Origin of the sequence: Myroides sp., from assembly GCF_032073645.1 — a bacterium.
Classification (GTDB): Bacteria; Bacteroidota; Bacteroidia; order Flavobacteriales; family Flavobacteriaceae; genus Flavobacterium; species Flavobacterium odoratimimum.
Map to the genome: position 1 here is coordinate 109,140 of NZ_DAMANB010000009.1, position 17,295 is coordinate 126,434.

Sequence of the window (17,295 nt, forward strand, 5' to 3'; positions counted from 1 at the left end):
AGTATCCTTTTTTATTTCTACTTATTTCTATCCTCCCATTCTAATAGCTTCTACAGGATCTAACTTTGCAGCTGATCTAGCAGGTAAGTACCCAGACAACACTCCTATAAAACCTGATAAAATCAGTCCTACGAAAATATTAGAAAGACTCAATACAAAAGTAAAATCTAATAAACTAGTAACTAGTAGACCTATCCCCCATACCATAACGATCCCCACTAGCCCACCAATAAGTGATAATATAATTGCTTCAAACAAAAACTGAAATAAGATAAAATGTCTCTTTGCTCCAATCGCTTTTTGAATACCAATAAGATGAGTACGTTCTTTAACAGATACAAACATAATATTAGCAATACCGAAACCTCCTACCAATAAAGAAAAGCCACTAATAATCCATCCCACTACATTCATCTGTCCGATAATTTTCTCAATCATATCTAACATCCCTCCAAATACATTGATAAAGAAATTATCATCCTCCCCTTCTTTCAATCCTCTATACAATCTTAATTTCGCTGCTATTTCATCTTCAAACTGTTTAATATCTACATCTTTACTAGGTTTAAGAATCACTACTGTAGTAGATGCTAAACTATTATCGCCAAACATTTGTCTCATTATATTCACTGGCATATAAACACTCTCATCTTGACTCCCTCCAACGCTTATAGATCCTTGCTTTTCAATAACACCAATAACTGTAAAACGCTTACCATAGAGTCGAACATACTGTCCTACTGGATCAAAATCCTCAAATAATGTATTAGCTACTTCATGCCCTATCACTACCACAGGAACACCATTTGTTGCCTCTGATTCATTAAAAAAACGCCCGTTAACCACTTTTACATTATCCAAAAACTGCATATCAGAAGAACATGGTCTCATAATAACTTCTGCATAGTTTGCACCAAACTTCATCTGTTCAGACTTAGTAAAATAATTAAACGATGCATACTCTACATTGGCTAGATTTCGTTTAAGATAATCGTATTCGTCATACTTCATCTTTGGATACTGCTCATACTTCCATTTAGGAACTTCGGTTGGCCCAAAAGAACGATCGAAAACATAAATCATATTTCGATCAAAACCACTCAATTCACTTTTAATATTCCTATCCATCGAATCTACTGCTGCTAAAACAGCTATAATCGAAAAAATCCCAATAGTAACACCTAGAAAAGAAAGTGCAGTACGAAGCTTATTAATACGTAACGCATTAATTGCAAAACTAAAACTCGTGGATAAAAGTCTTAAATACACTCTCATAAGGCTAATCGCTTTTCTTTATAGATATAACATAACTCCCCTAATCTTGTCAACAACACAAAAAACAGAGAGATATTTTTCTAAATTAATCAATATTAGAAATAAAATAAAAAGAAAGTTAAAAAACTTCTTCATTAAACTTTATTAATACCTAGACAATAGTTACTTTTGCGCATTGACAAAAAACACAACATGAGCACAACTAAAAAAATTCAATCAGCCCTAATTTCTGTTTTTGATAAAAATGGATTAGAGCCAATCGTAAAAGAGTTACACAAGCACAATGTAACTATCTATTCTACTGGTGGTACAGAAACATTTATCAAAGAGTTAAACATACCTGTAGTACCTGTAGAAGACGTTACTTCTTACCCTTCTATCCTAGGAGGAAGAGTAAAAACATTACATCCTAAGATCTTCGGAGGGATTCTTAATAGACAAGATCACGAAGGAGATATTGCTCAAATGAAAGAATATGAAATCCCACAAATTGATTTAGTAATTGTGGATTTATATCCATTCGAAAACACTGTAGCATCTGGAGCACCTGAAGCTGATATTATTGAAAAAATAGACATTGGAGGTATTTCTTTAATCAGAGCTGCTGCTAAAAACTTTAAAGATACAGTAATCGTACCTTCTGTAAACGAATACGAACTATTCTTACAGATGATTCAAAAGAATAATGGGGCGACTACTTTAGAAAACAGAAGATTATTAGCTACAAAAGCTTTCCATGTTTCTTCTCATTATGACGGAGCTATTTTTAACTATTTCAATACAGACGAAACAGTACTTAAAATTAGCCAAGCAAATGGAAATGAACTTAGATATGGAGAGAATCCTCACCAAAAAGGTCACTTCTTCGGAAACTTTGATGCCCTTTTTGACAAGTTAAATGGAAAAGAACTATCTTACAACAACCTACTAGATGTAGATGCCGCTGTAAACTTAATGAATGAGTTTAAAGGTGAAGCTCCTACATTCGCTATTTTAAAACACAATAATGCGTGTGGAGTAGCACAAAGAAGCACAATGAAAGCAGCGTACTTAGATGCTCTAGCTGGTGATCCTACTTCTGCATTTGGAGGTGTTTTAATTGCAAATAACACTATAGATGTAGCAACTGCTGAAGAAGTCAACAAATTATTCTGCGAGGTTGTAATCGCTCCTGCATACGACGAAGCTGCTATTGAGATTTTAAAAGAAAAGAAAAACAGAATTATTTTAGTAATAAAAGAAACTGAACTTCCTAAGAAACAAGTACGTACTTGCTTAAACGGAATTTTAGTTCAAGATAAAGACAATATTACAGACAATAAAGAGCTATTAACTAACGTTACAAAATTATCTCCTTCAGACAAGGAAATAGAAGATTTGTTATTTGCTTCTAAAATCTGTAAACACACCAAGTCAAATACAATTGTATTAGTAAAAGATGGTCAACTGTGCTCTTCTGGTACAGGACAAACCTCTCGTGTAGATGCTTTACGTCAAGCAATCGAAAAAGCTAATTCATTTAACATAGAACTAAAAGGTGCTGTTATGGCTAGTGATGCATTCTTCCCTTTCCCTGACTGTGTAGAAATAGCTCACAACGCTGGAATTACAGCTGTAATCCAACCTGGAGGGTCTATAAAAGACGATTTAAGTATCAATTATTGTGATGAAAATAATATCGCTATGGTTTGTACAGGAATTCGTCATTTTAAACATTAATTTACTACTTTTGTAAAGCATTAAAATATTAACTATAAAGCCTTTTAATTATATGGGATTTTTTGATTTTATGACTGAGGATATCGCTATAGACCTTGGAACAGCGAATACCCTAATCATCCATGGAGGAAAAGTTGTGGTAGACAACCCTTCTATTGTTGCCCGAGATAGGACCACGGGTAAAATTATTGCTGTCGGAAAAGAAGCAAGCTTGATGCAGGGAAAAACGCATGGTAATATCAAAACAATTCGCCCATTAAAAGACGGAGTTATTGCTGATTTCGATGCTTCAGAAAAAATGATAAGCCTCTTTATCAAGAGCATTCCTGCATTAAGAAAAAAAATGTTTACGCCAGCATTACGTATGATTGTATGTATTCCTTCTGGAATAACAGAGGTAGAAATGCGTGCTGTAAAAGAATCTTGTGAGCGTGTGAATGGTAAAGAGGTTTACCTTATACATGAACCTATGTCTGCTGCAATTGGTATTGGAGTAGATATTATGCAACCAAAAGGTAATATGATTGTAGATATCGGAGGTGGTACTACTGAGATTGCTGTTATTGCCTTAGGAGGTATTGTATGTGATAAATCTGTTAAAATTGCAGGTGATGTATTCACTAATGATATCATCTATTATATGCGTACACAACACAACTTATTCGTTGGAGAAAGTACTGCAGAAAAAATCAAAATTCAAATCGGAGCAGCTACTGAAGATTTAGAAACTCCTCCAGAAGATATGCTAGTTCAAGGGCGTGACCTATTAACTGGTAAACCAAAACAAGTAACTGTATCTTACAGAGAGATCGCTAAAGCTTTAGATAAATCTATCCAACGTGTAGAGGATGCTGTAATGGAAACATTATCTCAAACTCCACCAGAACTAGCTGCTGATATCTATAATACTGGTATTTATTTAGCAGGTGGAGGTTCTATGCTTAGAGGTTTAGACAAACGTATTTCTCAAAAAACAGACCTTCCTGTATACATCGCAGAAGATCCGTTAAGAGCAGTTGTAAGAGGTACTGGCCTAGCAATCAAGAACATTGACAAATACAAAAGTGTATTGATCAAATAAAAATAACTTATGCAGCAGATAATCAATTTCTTTATAAAAAACAGTACTAAGCTACTGTTTTTGCTGCTTTTAGTCATATCATTCGGGCTAATAATACAAACGCATACTTTTCATCAAAGTTCGTTTATTAGCTCTGCGAATGGTGTGACTGGTTATGTCTATGAAAATGTAAACAACTTTAAGGAGTATATGCATTTAAAAACAGAGAATGATGCTCTTGTTTTAGAAAATGCACACCTAAAGGCCATCGCTTTCAACAATACTACTGCACAAGATTCTATAGAAATTAGAAACTTAATGCCAGAAGAAAGACAAGAGTACTCTATCATAGTCGCTAAAGTAATCCGTAATACTTTTAATACTAAAGAAAACTACCTTACCATAAAAGGTGGTTCTAAACAAGGTATCGAAAAAGATATGGGAGTGATTAATAGTAATGGAGTGATTGGAGTTATAGAAAAAACATCTAAAAACTACTCTACAGTACAAAGCATCTTGAACGTTAAATCTAAGATCAATGCTAAAATAAAAGGTACGAATCACTTCGGTCCTCTAGAATGGGATGGAAAAAACACTGGATATGTTAATTTATCTGATATACCAAGGCTAGCTGAGATTTACAAAGGAGATACTATTGTTACAGGAGGTATATCTACGATATTCCCTGAAAATATTCCTATTGGAGTAATCGAGAAAGCATATACTAATGAAACTTCAAATTACTTTACAATTTCTGTTCGCTTGTTCAATGACATGACGAACCTTGGTTATATATACGTAATTAAGAACAAAGATATTGAAGAAATTAACCAACTAGAAGCTGAAACAAAAGATGAATAGTGTTGCATTTTCAAATATTGCTCGTTTTATTGCGTTACTAATCGCACAGATTCTTATTTTCAATAATATAGATCTTTTTGGTTTTATAAACCCATTTCCATATATCCTTTTTATCATTTTATATCCAACAGACAACAATAAAGCTGTTTTTTACTTAACAAGCTTTTTTTTAGGTCTTATTGTAGATATGTTTGAGAACTCTGGTGGAATGCATGCAGCTGCTAGTTTAATTCTAGCCTTTGCTAGACCATCAATATTAAAGTTCTCCTTCGGGATCAGCTATCAATATCACAATTTAAATATTATCAAAAAAATCACTAAAGATATTTTTAAATCTCTAGAGGTTTTTGGTTATATTTCAATATCCGTTGTTATACATCACATTATTCTTTTTGGATTAGAATTCTTTAGATTTAATTTTATCTGGGAGATTCTTTTAAGAACTGTACTAACAACTATAACTACACTACTAGCGTGTATTTTGATATTATTCCTGATTAAACCGTCGAAAAAATGAGAAAGCTTTTATTACCATTAATTATTATAGTAGTTACTATTGTAGTACTAGCTAGATTATTCTTTTTACAGATTGTAGATGATACTTATATTAAAAAGTCAGAGAATAACGCTTTAAAAATTGTTTATGAATATCCTGAAAGAGGATATGTCTTTGACAGAAACAATAAATTACTTATAGCGAACCAACCTTCTTATGATATTATGGTTGTTCCTAGAGAAGTTAAGAATATTGATACTCTAGCTTTATGCAGTTTACTAGATGTTACTTATGACCAGTTTGTTTCTAAATTAGAAAAAGCAAAGGTATATAGTCCTAGACTACCTTCTATTTTCTTACCTCAATTAAGTAAAGCTGAATATGCTGCCTTTCAAGAAAAAATAAGACACTTCAATGGGTTTTATATTCAAAAAAGATCTCTAAGAGACTATCAAGTATCTTCAGGAGCAAACCTTTTTGGGTATATCCGTCAAGTAAACGAACAAAATATAAAGTCAAATTCATATTATAAATCAGGTGACTTGATTGGTATACAAGGTATCGAACAAGAATATGAAGAGACATTAAGAGGTACTAAAGGTGTAAAATATATTCAAAGAGACCGTTTTAATAGAGAAATAGGTTCTTTTAAAAATGGAATATATGACACTTTAGCCGTAAAAGGAGATGACATTATTCTTACAATAGATAGTGAACTACAGGCTTATGGAGAGTTATTAATGCAGAATAAAAGAGGGGGTATTGTTGCAATCGAACCTAAAACGGGAGAAATACTAGCTTTAATTAATGCTCCTAGTTATGATCCTGCTCTACTCGTTGGAAGAGAACGTTCTAAAAACTATACTGCACTATATAATGATTCACTTGCTAAACCATTGTATAATCGTGTATTATCAGGAGAATATTCTCCAGGATCCCCATTCAAAATACTTACTGGTTTAATAGGTTTACAAGAAGGTGTTATTAATGAACATACTACTTTTGCTTGTAATAGAGGTTTCTATTATGGTAAAGGTGCGTGGATGGGATGCCATGATTCTGGTCATTGGAATTTAAACATCGCTATTGCAAAATCTTGTAATACATACTTCGCTAATACATATAAAAGAGTAATAGAGAAGTATAAATCACCTGCTGAAGGAATCAATAAATGGAGTGAACATTTACATTCATTTGGATTAGGCCAATTCTTAGGATATGATCTACCTGAAGGAAGAAAAGGACATATCCCTGATGCCGACTATTACAACAGATGGTATCCAAATGGAGGATGGAAAAGTACGACTACTATTTCTAACTCTATTGGTCAAGGAGAAGTTATTATGACTCCAATGCAATTAGCCAATGTAATGGCTGCTGTAGCTAATAAAGGTTATTACTATACACCTCATATCATTAAGAATATAGAACATCACGACATAGATAAAAAGTTCACTACTAAAAATATCACATCAATAGATCCACGCCATTTCGAACCTATTATAAAAGGAATGAATGATGTATTTAATATTGGTACTGGTCGTTCTGTGAGAGTAGATGGTTTAGAAATGTGTGGTAAAACAGGTACTGTAGAGAACTTTACTAGAATCAATGGTAAACGTTACCAATTAACTGATCACTCTGTATTCGTAGCATTCGCCCCTAAAGATGACCCTAAAATAGCAATTGCTGTATTTATTGAAAACGGATATTGGGGAGGTAGATGGGCGGCTCCTATTACTAGCTTAATGGTTCAGAAATATCTTCTACCAGAAATAGTAAGAACTGACTTAGAAAAACGAATGTTAGAAGGAAGTTTGAAAAATGAATATGACAAAGTGCTTCATCTTTATGACACGTCAGATAAACCTAAAAAAACACATAGAATTAATATATAGCTTTAGATTAAATCAAAAATGAAAAACGTTAGTGTTCAAAAAAACATAGATTGGATATCAATACTTCTGTATATGCTTTTAGTCATAGCTGGGTGGATTAATATCTATTCGGCTTCTCTACCTGCAGAAACCACATCTATTTTTGACTTAAGCCAAATCTATGGTAGACAACTAATGTTTATTATTTTTTGTATTCCACTTATTATATTGATTGTATCCATAGACACTAAGTTCTATGAGAAGTATGCTATGGTTTTCTATATCATTGGGCTGCTTTCCATACTTGGTTTATTTGTATTTGGTAAGTCAGTAAAAGGTCAAACGAACTGGTATCAAATAGCTGGTTTTGGTATACAGCCCTCAGAGTTTGTAAAAACTACTACTGCCCTGCTACTCGCTAAATTTTTATCAGATAGTCAATCCCATCTAAGTTCTTTTAAAGAACAAATTATAGCTTTAGTTATCATCGGTGTACCTACCCTATTTATATTAAAGCACGATACTGGTAGTGCTATGTTATTCGTTTCTCTTGTATTTGTTTTGTACAGAGAAGGACTGCCTAGTTGGTACTTATGGACTGGATTTATAACAATTATTCTATTTGTCGCAGCACTTGTAGTAAAACCAGGTATCATCATAGCTTCTATACTTGCAATAGCGGCATTACACTTCTATTTAAACAAAAAGATTACTCGTAACCCTTTAATATATATTATACTAGTTGTAATCATGTCAGCCTTCGTATTCTCTGTAGATTACGTTTATGATGAAGTACTAGAACCACACCAAAAAGACAGGATTAATGTATTAATAGGAGAAGACGTTAACTTACAAGCTGAAGGGTACAACCTTAATCAATCCAAAATAGCCATTGGATCAGGAGGCTGGACAGGAACAGGATTCTTAGAAGGAACTCAAACAAAGGGAGGATTCGTACCAGAACAACACACAGACTACATCTTCACTACAGTAGGAGAAGAATGGGGGTTTGCTGGTGCTTCTTTTGTAATCATTCTATTTGTCTGCCTATTTTTCAGATTAATACACTTAGCAGAAAGACAGAAAAAAATATTTAACCGTGTTTATGGTTATTGTGTTATCTGTTTTCTGTTTATACATTTCGCCTTTAATATTACAATGCTTATTGGACTATTCCCTACCATTGGTGTACCCCTACCATTCTTTTCATATGGAGGTTCTAGTTTAATGGCATTTACTGTATTACTTTTCATCTTTCTAAAGCTAGATGCTAATAGAATTAATGAATGGTAAATACATACTCACGAAACAAATATTTAATACAATTCACACAAACAAAACAATGAAAAACAAAATGCTATGTGCTGCTGCAATATTTGTAGCAACAACATCTGTGGTTAAAGCTCAAGAAATTAAAACTACTGATGTAAAAGAGATCCCTACAGAACACACTTCACTTGAGTCATTAATTGATGAAAAGAAACTAGTTGAAGAAAGCTTAAAACTTGAAGAGATTAAACTTCAAAATGAAAAGGATGCTGCTAAAAGATTAGAACAAGAAAAAGAAATAGCTAAACAACAACAAAAAGAAGAACTAAAAGCCCAAAAGCAATTAGAAAAAGAACATAAAGCTGAACTTAAAAGACAAAAGAGTATTATCAAAAGTCAGAAAAAAGTAAGCAAACAAACATTAAAACTTCAAAAAGCAGAAGATAAATACAATGCTAGAAATAGCAAATATGTTCAACTAAATGCTTCAGGTAAACTTACTCCAATAGAAGATTTAAAATTCAAAAAGCAATTACTTGATTTGCAAACTAACATTAAAACCCAAGAGTTAGAACTAAAAAAACTAACAATGGAGTTTGAGGCAATCAACAAATAATACATAAAGCTCACTTCTATGAAGTGGGCTTTTTATTTTCTTCCTATCCTCTCTTCAATCACCAACACAAAGACACACAAGCCCCCTTAAGAACGTTCTTTATACACTTATACATGATTAATCAATGATTAAATACTTCTCTTAAAACTCTTTATTTTAGCAGTGAGCATTATTTTCAAATGTATTTTACTTTTTAGATTGACCAAACTTTTTGCGTAGTCCCCAACTTTTGTCACTGATCCCAACTTTTGTCACTGATCCAACTTTTGTCACTGATCCTCCATTTCTTTTACATCAGGGCGCAAAATAAAAAAAACCACTACTGATGAGTAGTGGTTTTTTGTGGTGCCTCCAGGAATCGAACCAGGGACACATGGATTTTCAGTCCATTGCTCTACCAACTGAGCTAAGGCACCTTTTTTTAAACTATAACAACTAAAAGCTAAATTAGTGGTGCCTCCAGGAATCGAACCAGGGACACATGGATTTTCAGTCCATTGCTCTACCAACTGAGCTAAGGCACCTTTTTTTAAACTATAACAACTAAAAGCTAAATTAGTGGTGCCTCCAGGAATCGAACCAGGGACACATGGATTTTCAGTCCATTGCTCTACCAACTGAGCTAAGGCACCAATTGGCTTTTAGTATTGAACAATCTTGTTCTGTTAAGCGGTTGCAAATATAGAACAGATTTTCGTTCTTCCAAAACTTTTTAGAAAAAAAATCATTTACTACCTTTGCCTAACACAAGAAACACACTATGATTCTAGCAATTGATATAGGCAACACAAGAACCAAATTAGCTATCTTTGAAAAAGATACGCTTTTAGAAACTCATTTTTTTGAAATAAATTTATTAGAAAAAAAAATTAAAAATATTTTAAAAATAAATGACGTAAAGCCTAAAGTTATACTCTCTTCGGTAGGAAAATTAGAATCTACAACTTACAATTGGTTACTAGAAAACACAGAAGTAATCGAAATTAGTCATAAAAGTGCTTTCCCTTTTATGAATAAGTATGCAACTCCAGCTACTCTTGGCATAGATAGAATGGTTCTAGCTGCAGGAGCTACTATACTATATCCAAATTCTAATCGTTTAGTTATTGATACAGGTACTTGTATAACCTACGAATTTATTAATGACAAGGATGAATATCTAGGCGGAGCTATTTCTCCAGGTTTAAGTATGCGCTATAAGGCTTTAAATCATTATACCGCAAAGCTTCCATTATTAGAACCAACTGATATAGATTATTTAATCGGAAATCAAACAAATCAGTCCATTCACTCTGGCGTAATTAATGGAATAACCCTTGAAATAGATGGCATCATTAACCAATACAAATCCTTGTATCCTGATTTAAAAATAATTTTGACTGGTGGAGATACACTTTTTTTGGTCAAAAGATTAAAAAATGTCATATTTGCTAATTCAAACTTTCTACTAGAGAGTCTGAACAATTTATATCAATACACAATTGAAAATGATAAAAAAAATCTTCTTTAGCCTGAGTTTACTATGCGGTACAGCTGCTCTAGCTCAACAAGGCAATGCGTCTCCTTACTCTTATTATGGCGTAGGTAATATTAATTACAACGGTACGAATGAATACAAAGCTATGGGGGGAACAAATGTTTACGCAGATAGTATTCATATAAATTTAAAAAACCCAGCTTCATTTGGTAAGCTTAAGCTTACTACTTTTTCATTAGGAGCTACAGGTACTTCTTATAATTTTAAGACTGATGCTGGTTCAGAAAACGCAAATAGACAAACGATAGACTATGTTGCTGTAGGGTTACCTATTGCTAAGAAGTTTGGTGTTGTGTTCGGGTTGTTACCTTACTCTAATGTTGGTTATAAAATCAATGGAGAAAGAACAAATCCTCAAGGACAAAAGATAAACTCTAGATATGAAGGTGATGGTGGAGTGAACAGAGTATTTTTAGGTACTGGATATGAAATCAACAAAAACTTTGCTGTTGGAGTTGATGCTGGATACCACTTTGGTCATACCAACAATGATCTGTATGAGAACATCACAGATATCGGAGACGGAACATCACTTCAGAATATTACTAGAGAATTGAGAAGATTAGACTACAAAGGATTCTCTTTTAATTTCTCAGCACAATATACAGGTAAGTTTAAAGGGTACGATTGGCAAGCTAATGTAACTTATAGTCCTGAAACAAAATGGACAAACGACAACCTTACGAAACTGCAAGTTTTAAAAGGAAATCAAATCGCAGATCAAAAAACTGTGATTGATGATTCTAGAAAAATTACTAATCCACAAGCTCTTTCTATGGGGCTAGGCTTTGGTAAAGAATTTAAATGGTTCATTGGTGGTCAATATACATTTACACAAACAAGTAAATTAACTGACTCTTGGAATAAAACGAATATTTCTAACTTTGAAAACTCTAATCGTTTTTCTCTTGGAGGATTCTATATTCCGAAGTACAACTCATTTAGCAGTTATCTAGATCGCGTTGTCTATAGAGCTGGTTTCAGATATGAAAATACTGGACTTATCTTACATGACAAAGCTATCAACGATATGGCTGTTAATCTTGGTGTAGGTTTACCTATAGGAGAGCGTCGTAAATTCACTAACCTAAATATTGGTTTTGAATACGGTAGCAGAGGAACTAAAAACAACGGATTAGTTAAAGAGAACTACTTCAGTGTTTATGTAGGATTCTCATTAAATGACCTTTGGTTCCAAAAACGTCGTTTTGATTAATTTGTAGTAAGCTAACAAATGAAATTACTTTCTAAATTCTTAAGCATACTATTCTTTTTCACGATTGCTGTAAGTTTATTTTCTTGTGAAAGTAACTTTAAAGAAATACAAAACTTCAACAAAGTAAGTTTCTTTCCAGCCAGTGAAGTAGAAAATATGCGTGGTCAATACATAGATTCTGGAAGAGTCAAAGCTATTTTAGTAAGTCCAAAAATGCTAGATTACAGCAATGTCAAATATCCCTTTACCGAATTTCCAGTTGGAATTCACTTAACAATATATGACAAGGATAAAAATAAAAATACTGTAATAGCCGATTACGCTATCCGCTATACTAAGACAGACCTAATAGACCTACAAGGAAATGTGGTGATAACAACACATGATGGTAAGAAGCTTGTTTCTGATCAACTTTACTATGATCAAAAAAACGAATGGTTCTTTACAGAAGGCAAATACAGAGCCTCTACTGATAGCGAAAACTTCACTAGAGGAATAGGAATAGACTTTGACAGTAAAATGAGCAAGGTAAAAGCAACTAACAGTTACGCCGAAAGCGTAAAAAACAACGAATAAAATGAAAGCATTACGCATAATACCTTTCTTCTACTTATTTATCGCAGTACTATTTATATACGACGGTGTATCTAAAATAGTAGCTGGTGACACAGGATCTTGGTTGAGTTTCTTGATAGCAGCAGTAGCGATATTCATGTTCTTCTTCCGAAGAAAATTCTTAAAAAAGATGGACGGGTATAACAAAAAATAATACACTACTAGAGGCGAGATACTAAATATCTCGCCTTTATTTTTTTAATAAAACCACGATAACAATCCTCTCTTATCTACTCTATTTCAACATTAATTATAAAAAAACAAATTAATTATTCTGAAATCTAAATAAAAACTTAACGAAAGCACTAAAATAATAGCACTACCCCTTTTATTATTAAATAGATAATTGTATTTTCGCTCACTGAAAAAAATTACACATAATAAAAAAGCATGGCAGTTTTATCAAAAATTAGACAAAAATCCGCTCTGTTAATTGCCGTAATTGGTATTGCATTATTAGCATTCGTTATTGGCGACGTAGTAAGAAGCACGGGAGGTGGACTATCAAGAAACATTGGTAGTGTAGATGGTGAAGAAATTAATACCCAAGAATTCCTACATAAAGTAGCTCAAGCCGAAAAGCAAGGACAGATGAGCAATACTCAAGCAGGAGTAATGGTGTGGAACAGCGAAGTAAATAATATTTTACTTACTAACGAATTTGAAAAGTTAGGTTTAAGACTTGGTAAAGACCAATTAGTAAACGTTGTTAAAAACAACCCTACATTCGCTAACAATCCAGAATTCCAAAACGCTGTTGGGCAATTCGACATCAACAAATTCAACCAATTTGTTGCTATGATGAAAGGTGCTGGTCAAGAGCAATGGAACCAATGGTTAGCTTATGAAAAAGAATTAGAGAAAGTTGGTTTAGAGCAAATGTATTTTTCATTAGTTCAAGGTGGTATTTATACTACTAATGTTGATGCTAAAGCAGCATACTCTAATGAGAATGACAAAGTTTCTTTTGACTATGTTACTGTTCCTTATTCTACTGTGAATAACGAAGAAGCTGCTGTTTCTAATACAGAGATATTAGATTACATGAAAAAACATGCTAACAGATTTAAATCTGAGCCTACTCGTGTATTACAATATGCTTTCCTTCCTAGTCAGCCATCTGCTGCTGATAAAGAAGCTGTAAAAGAAGTTATAGAAGGTTACTTAAAGCCAACTGTACAATACAATGCTACAACTAAAAAGAACGATACTATCCCTGGTTTTAAAACTGTAAAAGATATCGAAACATTTGTAAACACAAATTCAGATATCAAATTTGACAGTTTATACTACGCGAAGAAAGACCTTCCTTTAGAATACCAAGAAGAATTATTCAACTTACAACCTGGTCAAACTTTTGGTCCATACATTATGGGTGACTACTATTGTATCTCTAGAATGATTGATAAAAAAGCAGGTCAGAGAGTTGATGCTTCTCATATCTTAATCGGTTTTGCAGGTTCTGCAGCTCCTGGAGCAACAAGAACCAAGGAAGAAGCAAAAGCAAAAGCAGAAGAAATCTTAGCTAAAGTAAAAGCTAATCCTTCTTTATTCGCCATGGAAGCAATGACGCAAACAGAAGACCCAGGTTCTAAAAACAACGGTGGTAAATACGAAGATATTCCAAGAGGACAAATGGTTAAACCTTTTGACAACTTTATCTTTAACAATGCTGCTGGAACTATCGGTTTAGTAGAAACTGACTTTGGATACCACATTATCCAAGTAAACGAAAAGAAAGAAGGTGCTAAATTAGCAACTGTAGCTCGTAAAATAGAAGTGTCAGACGTAACTGCTGATGACTTATTTACTAAAGCTACTCAATTAGAGCAAGACGCTCCTACAGCTAAAGACTTTATCGCTACTGCTGAAGGATTAGGTTTCAATGCTCAGAAAGAAGTAACTATTCGTCCATTCGAAGAGTTCTTACCTGGAGTAGGTAACCAAAGAAGTATTATCTCTTGGGCTTTCAACAAAGAGACTAAAGAGAGTGCTATTAAGAGATTTGACAATGCTGATGGACATATCATCGTGAAAGTAACTTCTAAAAATGATACAGGTCTTGCACCAGTAGAAGAAGTGAAATCAATCGTTGAGCCAATCTTAATGAACGAGAAAAAAGCAGTTGTAATCAGAAAGAAAATGACTGGAAATACTATTCAAGAAGTATCTAACAGTTCTAAAGCTTCTATCGCATCTGTAACTGATGTGACTAAAGGAGCTCCACTTATCACGAATATTGGTAATGAGCCATTAGTAGTAGGAACAGCTTTCGCAACTGCAGTAAACAAAGATTCTAAGTTAATCGACGGTTTACAAGGTGTGTATATGATCCAAACTAAAAATGTAGCTAAAGCACCTGAATTAACTGCTGGTTACGCTAGTTATAAAGCTAGAGTAGAAAACAGCGTTAGAGGTATGGCACAAATGCAAGTACTGAAAGTATTAAAAGACAATGCTAAGATTAAAGATAATCGTGTAGGTGTTATCCAATAATACAAAAACATATCATAACGAAGCCATCTGTATATCAGATGGCTTTTTTTATGTCTATATGGTTTACTAATAAAAATACCTTATTTTTGCCTTACAAAATTTAAAACTAAACTTATGAAAGCATACGTATTTCCAGGTCAAGGAGCTCAATTCACAGGAATGGGGAAAGACTTATACGAAAACTCACCTATAGCTAAAGAGATGTTCGAGAAAGCAAATGAAATCCTTGGATTTAGAATTACAGATATCATGTTTGAAGGTACTGCTGAAGAACTAAAAGAAACTAAAGTAACTCAACCAGCGGTATTCTTACATTCAGTTGTATTAGCTAAAACATTAGAAAACTTTACACCTGAGATGGTAGCTGGGCACTCACTAGGAGAATTTTCAGCATTAGTAGCTAATGGTACTTTAGCTTTTGAGGATGCACTTAAACTAGTTTCTCAAAGAGCGATGGCTATGCAAAAAGCATGTGAAATCACACCTTCTACTATGGCTGCTGTACTAGGTTTAGAAGATCGCATCGTAGAGCAAGTATGTGCTGGTATAGATGGTGTAGTAGTAGCTGCTAACTATAACTGCCCTGGACAATTAGTAATCTCTGGTGAAACTACAGCTGTAGAGAAAGCTTGTGAAGCACTAAAAGAAGCTGGAGCGAAGAGAGCCTTATTACTTCCTGTAGGTGGAGCATTCCACTCTCCTATGATGGAACCTGCGAGAGAAGAACTAGCTGCTGCTATCGAAGCAACTACTTTTAACACTCCTATCTGTCCAGTGTATCAAAACGTAACTGCTAGTGCAGTGAGCAATCCTGAAGAGATTAAGAAGAACCTTATCCTACAGTTAACTGCTCCTGTAAAATGGACTCAGTCTGTAGAACAAATGATCGCAGATGGAGCTTCTTTATTTACAGAAGTTGGACCAGGTAAAGTATTAGTTGGACTAATCAAAAAAATCAATAAAGAGGCAGAAACTCACTCTGCATAACAAATTGGTAAAACATACAACAATTATATAATAACAAAAATCCTTGGTTGTACACTTCCAAGGATTTTTTTTTAAAACCTATATAGTGGATAAACTTTCAGCACAAGAATGGATCCTTATCTTCACTCTAGTGAGCCTTACTGCATTAGGCCCTTTAGCTATAGATATGTACCTTCCTGCATTCCCGAAGATAGCACACGATCTAAATACTGAGATTAATAGAGTTCAGATATCACTTTCTACATTCTTAGGAGGATTAGCAATCGGGCAACTCTTTTGGGGACCTATATCAGATAAGTATGGTAGTAAAAAACCAATCATACTGTGTCTGTCTATTTTTATACTTTCATCTCTAGCTGTAGTATTTGTAAAGAACATTGAAGTCATGTGGCTATATCGTTTTTTACAGGCCTTCGGTAGTAGTGGTGGAGTAGTTATCGCAAGAGCCATTGTCAATAAAAGGTTTGATAAAGATCAGACACTTAAGATATTTAGTATACTAGCCGTGATCGGAGGAATAGCTCCCATCATCGCTCCTATATTAGGTAATATAGTCTTAAAGTATCTAGATTGGACTCATGTATTTACTACGATGGCCTTGTTTGCTACACTGAGTATCGGCATGACTGTCTTCTGTCTAAAAGAAGACTATACTAATAGAATACCAACTTTAAATGTAGGAGGTATACTAACGAATTATTTTAAGCTCTTTAAGAACAAACTGTTTATAAGATATACTATTATCGGAAGTATAGCCTATAGCTGTCTAATGATCTATATCTCTAACTCTCCTGTCCTAGTGATGGAAGTAGGAGGGTTATCGAGTACCCACTTTAGCTTTGTGTTCATGGCTAACTCATGTGGTCTAATGTTAGGGTCTTTCTTAACCTCTTCTATTTTGAGAAAAAGGCTATCTCCTAAAAATATTATTAAGCTAGGAGCGAGTACACAGTTTATAGCAGCTTCTCTTCTATGGTTATTCATACAGTTAGATTTGAGTATATATATACAGTTAGTACCTCTTTTCTTCTTTGTAATGCCATTAGGACTACTATTCCCTACTACGACTACTTTAGCATTAGCACCCTATAAAGCAGAGTCAGGTATAGCGTCAGCTCTTTTCGGAGCTTCTCAACTAGCCTTTACCTTTATGACCTCTATCTTATTAAATAGTTTGAATAATGGCTCTATGAGCATCGTAGCACTCTCATTAGTAGCATGTGCACTTGTTTCGTTCACATTAATATCTACAACAAAAGAATAACATCAAT

The 17,295-nt window shown here is 33.8% G+C and carries 15 protein-coding genes and 3 tRNA genes; 14 read left to right on the plus strand and 4 right to left on the minus strand.

Annotation, left to right across the window (positions count from 1 at the left end; translation table 11 throughout):
• Positions 1-27: 27 nt before the first annotated feature.
• Positions 28-1,275 carry an ABC transporter permease gene (locus RT228_RS08770; protein WP_058699298.1) on the minus strand — a complete coding sequence of 416 codons (1,248 nt, stop codon included), beginning with the start codon at positions 1,273-1,275 and terminating at the stop codon, positions 28-30.
• A 192-nt stretch (positions 1,276-1,467) separates the two neighbouring features.
• On the opposite strand from RT228_RS08770, the gene purH reads away from it, so the two are divergent.
• Genes purH through RT228_RS08805 form a run of 7 tightly spaced genes read left to right on the plus strand, consistent with a single transcriptional unit; the run spans position 1,468 to position 9,173 of the window.
• A complete protein-coding gene (gene purH, locus RT228_RS08775; RefSeq protein WP_058699297.1) occupies positions 1,468-2,994 on the plus strand; it encodes a bifunctional phosphoribosylaminoimidazolecarboxamide formyltransferase/IMP cyclohydrolase in 1,527 nt (508 codons plus the stop codon).
• 52 nt (positions 2,995-3,046) lie between these two features.
• Positions 3,047-4,075: a rod shape-determining protein gene (locus tag RT228_RS08780; protein ID WP_006257267.1), complete on the plus strand. Its 1,029-nt coding sequence runs from the start codon at positions 3,047-3,049 to the stop codon at positions 4,073-4,075.
• A gap of 9 nt (positions 4,076-4,084) precedes the next feature.
• Positions 4,085-4,915, plus strand: coding sequence for a rod shape-determining protein MreC (mreC, locus tag RT228_RS08785; protein WP_006257268.1), 831 nt, complete (start codon positions 4,085-4,087; stop codon positions 4,913-4,915).
• Entirely contained in the window at positions 4,908-5,432 is a 525-nt protein-coding gene (locus RT228_RS08790) for a hypothetical protein (RefSeq protein ID WP_006257269.1), read from the plus strand. The genes mreC and RT228_RS08790 overlap by 8 nt, the downstream gene beginning before the upstream one ends.
• On the plus strand, positions 5,429-7,309 hold the full coding sequence (mrdA, locus tag RT228_RS08795; RefSeq protein ID WP_006266359.1) for a penicillin-binding protein 2: 1,881 nt from the start codon (positions 5,429-5,431) through the stop codon (positions 7,307-7,309). Before RT228_RS08790 ends, mrdA begins: the two co-directional genes overlap by 4 nt.
• An 18-nt stretch (positions 7,310-7,327) precedes the next feature.
• Complete coding sequence (gene rodA, locus RT228_RS08800; RefSeq protein ID WP_006257271.1) at positions 7,328-8,581, plus strand: rod shape-determining protein RodA; 1,254 nt, start codon at positions 7,328-7,330, stop codon at positions 8,579-8,581.
• Positions 8,582-8,630: 49 nt separating this feature from the next.
• Complete coding sequence (locus RT228_RS08805) at positions 8,631-9,173, plus strand: hypothetical protein (RefSeq protein ID WP_230493138.1); 543 nt, start codon at positions 8,631-8,633, stop codon at positions 9,171-9,173.
• 343 nt (positions 9,174-9,516) lie between these two features.
• Here the strand turns inward: RT228_RS08805 and RT228_RS08810 are convergent.
• The 3 genes from RT228_RS08810 to RT228_RS08820 form a co-directional block, all read right to left on the minus strand.
• Positions 9,517-9,589: transfer RNA gene (locus RT228_RS08810), tRNA-Phe, on the minus strand.
• Between the two features lie 35 nt (positions 9,590-9,624).
• Positions 9,625-9,697 (minus strand) — tRNA-Phe (locus tag RT228_RS08815).
• A gap of 35 nt (positions 9,698-9,732) precedes the next feature.
• A tRNA-Phe gene (locus RT228_RS08820) sits at positions 9,733-9,805 on the minus strand.
• A 128-nt stretch (positions 9,806-9,933) separates the two neighbouring features.
• Between RT228_RS08820 and RT228_RS08825 the strand changes: the two genes are divergently transcribed.
• The 7 genes from RT228_RS08825 to RT228_RS08855 all read left to right on the plus strand — a co-directional run bounded on the left by RT228_RS08825 (position 9,934) and on the right by RT228_RS08855 (position 17,288).
• Positions 9,934-10,683 (plus strand): type III pantothenate kinase, encoded by a 750-nt coding sequence (locus tag RT228_RS08825; protein ID WP_006257273.1) that lies wholly within the window; start codon positions 9,934-9,936, stop codon positions 10,681-10,683.
• The gene (locus RT228_RS08830) at positions 10,661-11,926 is read left to right on the plus strand and encodes a hypothetical protein (RefSeq protein ID WP_006257274.1); all 1,266 of its coding nucleotides are present in this window, start codon (positions 10,661-10,663) and stop codon (positions 11,924-11,926) included. Before RT228_RS08825 ends, RT228_RS08830 begins: the two co-directional genes overlap by 23 nt.
• 18 nt (positions 11,927-11,944) lie before the next feature.
• A complete protein-coding gene (gene lptC, locus RT228_RS08835; RefSeq protein WP_006257275.1) occupies positions 11,945-12,502 on the plus strand; it encodes an LPS export ABC transporter periplasmic protein LptC in 558 nt (185 codons plus the stop codon).
• 1 nt (position 12,503) lies between these two features.
• Positions 12,504-12,695: a hypothetical protein gene (locus RT228_RS08840; protein WP_006257276.1), complete on the plus strand. Its 192-nt coding sequence runs from the start codon at positions 12,504-12,506 to the stop codon at positions 12,693-12,695.
• Between the two features lie 236 nt (positions 12,696-12,931).
• Positions 12,932-15,037, plus strand: coding sequence for a peptidylprolyl isomerase (locus RT228_RS08845; protein WP_058699296.1), 2,106 nt, complete (start codon positions 12,932-12,934; stop codon positions 15,035-15,037).
• A gap of 114 nt (positions 15,038-15,151) precedes the next feature.
• Entirely contained in the window at positions 15,152-16,024 is an 873-nt protein-coding gene (gene fabD / locus RT228_RS08850; RefSeq protein WP_058699295.1) for an ACP S-malonyltransferase, read from the plus strand.
• A gap of 85 nt (positions 16,025-16,109) precedes the next feature.
• A complete protein-coding gene (locus tag RT228_RS08855; RefSeq protein ID WP_036471117.1) occupies positions 16,110-17,288 on the plus strand; it encodes a multidrug effflux MFS transporter in 1,179 nt (392 codons plus the stop codon).
• The last annotated feature ends 7 nt before the right edge of the window (positions 17,289-17,295 follow it).

Coding starts and splice junctions, on each gene's coding strand:
- purH (WP_058699297.1), top strand. CDS start 1,468: ATGAGCACAACTAAAAAAATTCAATCAGCCCTAATTTCTGTTTTTGAT.
- RT228_RS08780 (WP_006257267.1), top strand. CDS start 3,047: ATGGGATTTTTTGATTTTATGACTGAGGATATCGCTATAGACCTTGGA.
- RT228_RS08805 (WP_230493138.1), top strand. CDS start 8,631: ATGAAAAACAAAATGCTATGTGCTGCTGCAATATTTGTAGCAACAACA.
- RT228_RS08845 (WP_058699296.1), top strand. CDS start 12,932: ATGGCAGTTTTATCAAAAATTAGACAAAAATCCGCTCTGTTAATTGCC.
- lptC (WP_006257275.1), top strand. CDS start 11,945: ATGAAATTACTTTCTAAATTCTTAAGCATACTATTCTTTTTCACGATT.
- RT228_RS08830 (WP_006257274.1), top strand. CDS start 10,661: ATGATAAAAAAAATCTTCTTTAGCCTGAGTTTACTATGCGGTACAGCT.
- mreC (WP_006257268.1), top strand. CDS start 4,085: ATGCAGCAGATAATCAATTTCTTTATAAAAAACAGTACTAAGCTACTG.
- rodA (WP_006257271.1), top strand. CDS start 7,328: ATGAAAAACGTTAGTGTTCAAAAAAACATAGATTGGATATCAATACTT.
- RT228_RS08770 (WP_058699298.1), bottom strand. CDS start 1,275: ATGAGAGTGTATTTAAGACTTTTATCCACGAGTTTTAGTTTTGCAATT.
- fabD (WP_058699295.1), top strand. CDS start 15,152: ATGAAAGCATACGTATTTCCAGGTCAAGGAGCTCAATTCACAGGAATG.
- RT228_RS08825 (WP_006257273.1), top strand. CDS start 9,934: ATGATTCTAGCAATTGATATAGGCAACACAAGAACCAAATTAGCTATC.
- mrdA (WP_006266359.1), top strand. CDS start 5,429: ATGAGAAAGCTTTTATTACCATTAATTATTATAGTAGTTACTATTGTA.
- RT228_RS08840 (WP_006257276.1), top strand. CDS start 12,504: ATGAAAGCATTACGCATAATACCTTTCTTCTACTTATTTATCGCAGTA.
- RT228_RS08790 (WP_006257269.1), top strand. CDS start 4,908: ATGAATAGTGTTGCATTTTCAAATATTGCTCGTTTTATTGCGTTACTA.